This window comes from Hydrogenophaga sp. FW305-3-2-15-A-LB1 (assembly GCF_058787875.1).
In genome coordinates this window covers 1-2544 of the sequence record NZ_JBYTAE010000175.1, presented here as the reverse complement: position 1 = coordinate 2544, position 2544 = coordinate 1, and the positions used below count along the sequence as shown (strand labels likewise).

General features: G+C 65.8%; 3 protein-coding genes. All 3 read right to left on the bottom strand.

Features of this window, described 5'->3' with window-relative positions; all coding sequences use genetic code 11:
* Positions 1-52: 52 nt before the first annotated feature.
* Entirely contained in the window at positions 53-1642 is a 1590-nt protein-coding gene (gene tnpC, locus AC3WPZ_RS27895; protein WP_492442602.1) for an IS66 family transposase, read from the bottom strand.
* Positions 1643-1737: 95 nt separating this feature from the next.
* Positions 1738-2055: an IS66 family insertion sequence element accessory protein TnpB gene (gene tnpB / locus AC3WPZ_RS27890; RefSeq protein WP_492442604.1), complete on the bottom strand. Its 318-nt coding sequence runs from the start codon at positions 2053-2055 to the stop codon at positions 1738-1740.
* A 14-nt stretch (positions 2056-2069) separates the two neighbouring features.
* Entirely contained in the window at positions 2070-2492 is a 423-nt protein-coding gene (locus AC3WPZ_RS27885) for a transposase (protein WP_492442600.1), read from the bottom strand.
* Positions 2493-2544: the final 52 nt, after the last annotated feature.

Below are 2544 nucleotides of genomic sequence, written 5' to 3'. Positions count from 1 at the left end.
CGTAAGCGGCCAGCCATCCCATCTTGACGGTAGAGGCAAGGCAAGCCAGTGGTCAGGCGGACGGTCCCCAGCGATGCGGCAGCAACTCGTCGATCCGATGGAACGGATGCGCCAGCAGCCGCTCCAGAACGTCCTTGAGGTAGACCCATGGATCGTGTCCGTGCAGCTTGGCCGACTGCACCAAGCTCATCACGACGGCGGCGCGCTGACCGGCCAGTTTGCTGCCGCAGAAGAGCCATGCTTTGCGCCCCATCGCCCATGGGCGCATCAGGCGCTCGACATGGTTGTTGTCGATGCTGACCTCACCATCGTGCATGAAGCGGCCCAATGCATCCCAACGCTTGAGGCTGTAGTCCAGCGCAGTAGCGATGCCACCTCCGTCGGCCACGCGCGTTCTCTCCAGGCGCAGCCACACGTGCAACTCGTCCCACAGTGGCTGTGCGTGCAATCTCCTGAACGCCAACCGATCCGCCGCCTTCATGGCGCTTGCCTCGTGCTCGATCCGGTACAGCCCCGCGATGCGCTGGATGGCCTGCGCCGCCACCGGGCTGGCGTTGGCCTTGGCCAGCTCATCGAACTTGCGCCGCGCGTGCGCCAGGCATCCAGCCTCTGTGCGCCCCGCTGCACGGAACACCGCGTCGTAGCCCTTGTAATCGTCACTGGTGACAGTGCCGCTCCACCCTTGGAGGAACGCCATCGGATACTTCGCGCCACGGCCCGTGCAGAAGTCGTAGATCACCCCGGGGATGGGATCGTGCTCGCCTCGCGCATACGCCCAGATGTAGGCTTTGGCGGTCTTGCCCGCGCCTGGGTCGAGCATCCTCACCGGCGTCTCATCGGCGTGCAGCACCTGTGCACCGAGCACGAATGCGCGGTGCGCGTCGTACAGCGGCTGCAGGCTGGCGCCCGCAGCACCCGACCATGCCGCCAACGTCGAGCGTGGCGTGTGCACGCCCGAGCGGGCATTGATCTGCTCTTGTCGGTAGTACGGCAGGTGATCCACGAAGCGACTCACCAGGGTGTGCGCCAGCAGACCTGAGGCCGGCATGCCCTTGTCGATGATCTGCGGCGCCACCGGCTCCTGCACCAACACCTGGCAGCACTTGCAGGCCCACTTGCCGCGCACATGCCGGTGCACGAAGAACTCGGCCGGCACGATGTCCAAGCGCTCGCTCACGTCTTCTCCGATGCGCACCATCGGCTGCCCGCACCCTGGTGATGGGCACGTGGTGTTCTCAGGTTCGTGGCGATGCTCGACGCGACGCAGCTGCTCGGGCAGGGGATGGCGGCGCGGCTGGCGCTTGTCTGCTGTGGGCGAGGTACTTGGCTCGGATGCACCCTGCAGGGCCTGTAGTTGGGCCTGCAGGCTGGCCTCATCCTCCGCCGCTGTCTCTTCAAACATCTGCCGCTGTTCGGCATTCATCCGCTCGGTCTTGGCCCCGAACTTCCAGGCCTTCAGGCGTGCCAACTCGAACGTGATGCGCTCGATCTTGGCGTCCTTGAACTTGATCTCGCGATTGCGCTGAGCGATGTGTTCGTCCTTGGCGGCCAGCTGTGCCAGCAGCGCGACTGCCAGCTCGGTGACGGCACTCTTGCTCAGACCTTTGAGGTCCTGGGCGTTGAGCGTGGTCACATCGAGCATGCCGCCATTGTCCTTAGCGGCCGGGCATGCGTCATCGGGGAATCAACGGATTGCCCCGCGCGCGCACCTTCCCAGGCTGCGCGCCGGGCCCAGCCTCACACGTGCGTGATGAGCTGCATGTGCTCCAGACGCTGCCACGGCAGGCCGAGCACGAGGGCGTCGAACTGCGCCTGGCTGAGTGCGGGAAGTGCGCCGGCCGCAGCGCTGGGCCACACGAAGCGGCCCTGGTTCAGGCGCCGCACCGCGCACCACACGCCAAAGCCGTCGTGTACCAGCAGCTTCATGCGCGTGCCGCGCGTGTTCGCGAACAAGTAGCCGTGGTGCGCCTGGGCGACGCCGAACACATCGACCACTCGGGCGAGCAGCCGGTCTGCGCCGGCACGCATGTCAAGCGGCTGGGCGCACAGCCACATGGCGTCGATGCGAATCACCTCAGTAGCTCGCGCATCCAGGCTGCGCATGCATCGGCGGCCTCGGTGGGCCAGCTCACGTTGATCGCGGTGGGCCCGCGGCGCAATTCGATGCGGATGTCGGGTGCAGCGCATGGGGCGGGCAGTTGCATCGGGACGAAGGCCGCCGCCGTCGGCCTCGCTGGAGGCTTGGAGATCACTTGCGGCCGTAGGGGTAGAGCGCTACGGCCCAGCTCGGCTTCGTGCACCCAACGGCGCAGCAGATTGGCGTTGATGCCGTGGGCCATCGCCACTGCAGCCATCGACATGCCTAGCTGCATGCACGAGGCTACCGCGCTGGCTTTGAATTCGTCGCTGTGCGTTCGACGGCGCCGGCGTGTGCCGACGGCTTGTTCGGAGATAGTGCTCACGTGTCCACCAAAAATGTTGAAGGTGGACACGAGCGTCCTATGCTCCTATCGCAGATTCAAGATGGGATGGCTGGACGCTTAC

What these genes read in the sequence shown, in the direction of transcription:
- tnpC (WP_492442602.1), bottom strand. Translation starts at nt 1,642, where the DNA reads ATGCTCGATGTGACCACGCTCAACGCCCAGGACCTCAAAGGTCTGAGC.
- tnpB (WP_492442604.1), bottom strand. Translation starts at nt 2,055, where the DNA reads ATGTGGCTGTGCGCCCAGCCGCTTGACATGCGTGCCGGCGCAGACCGG.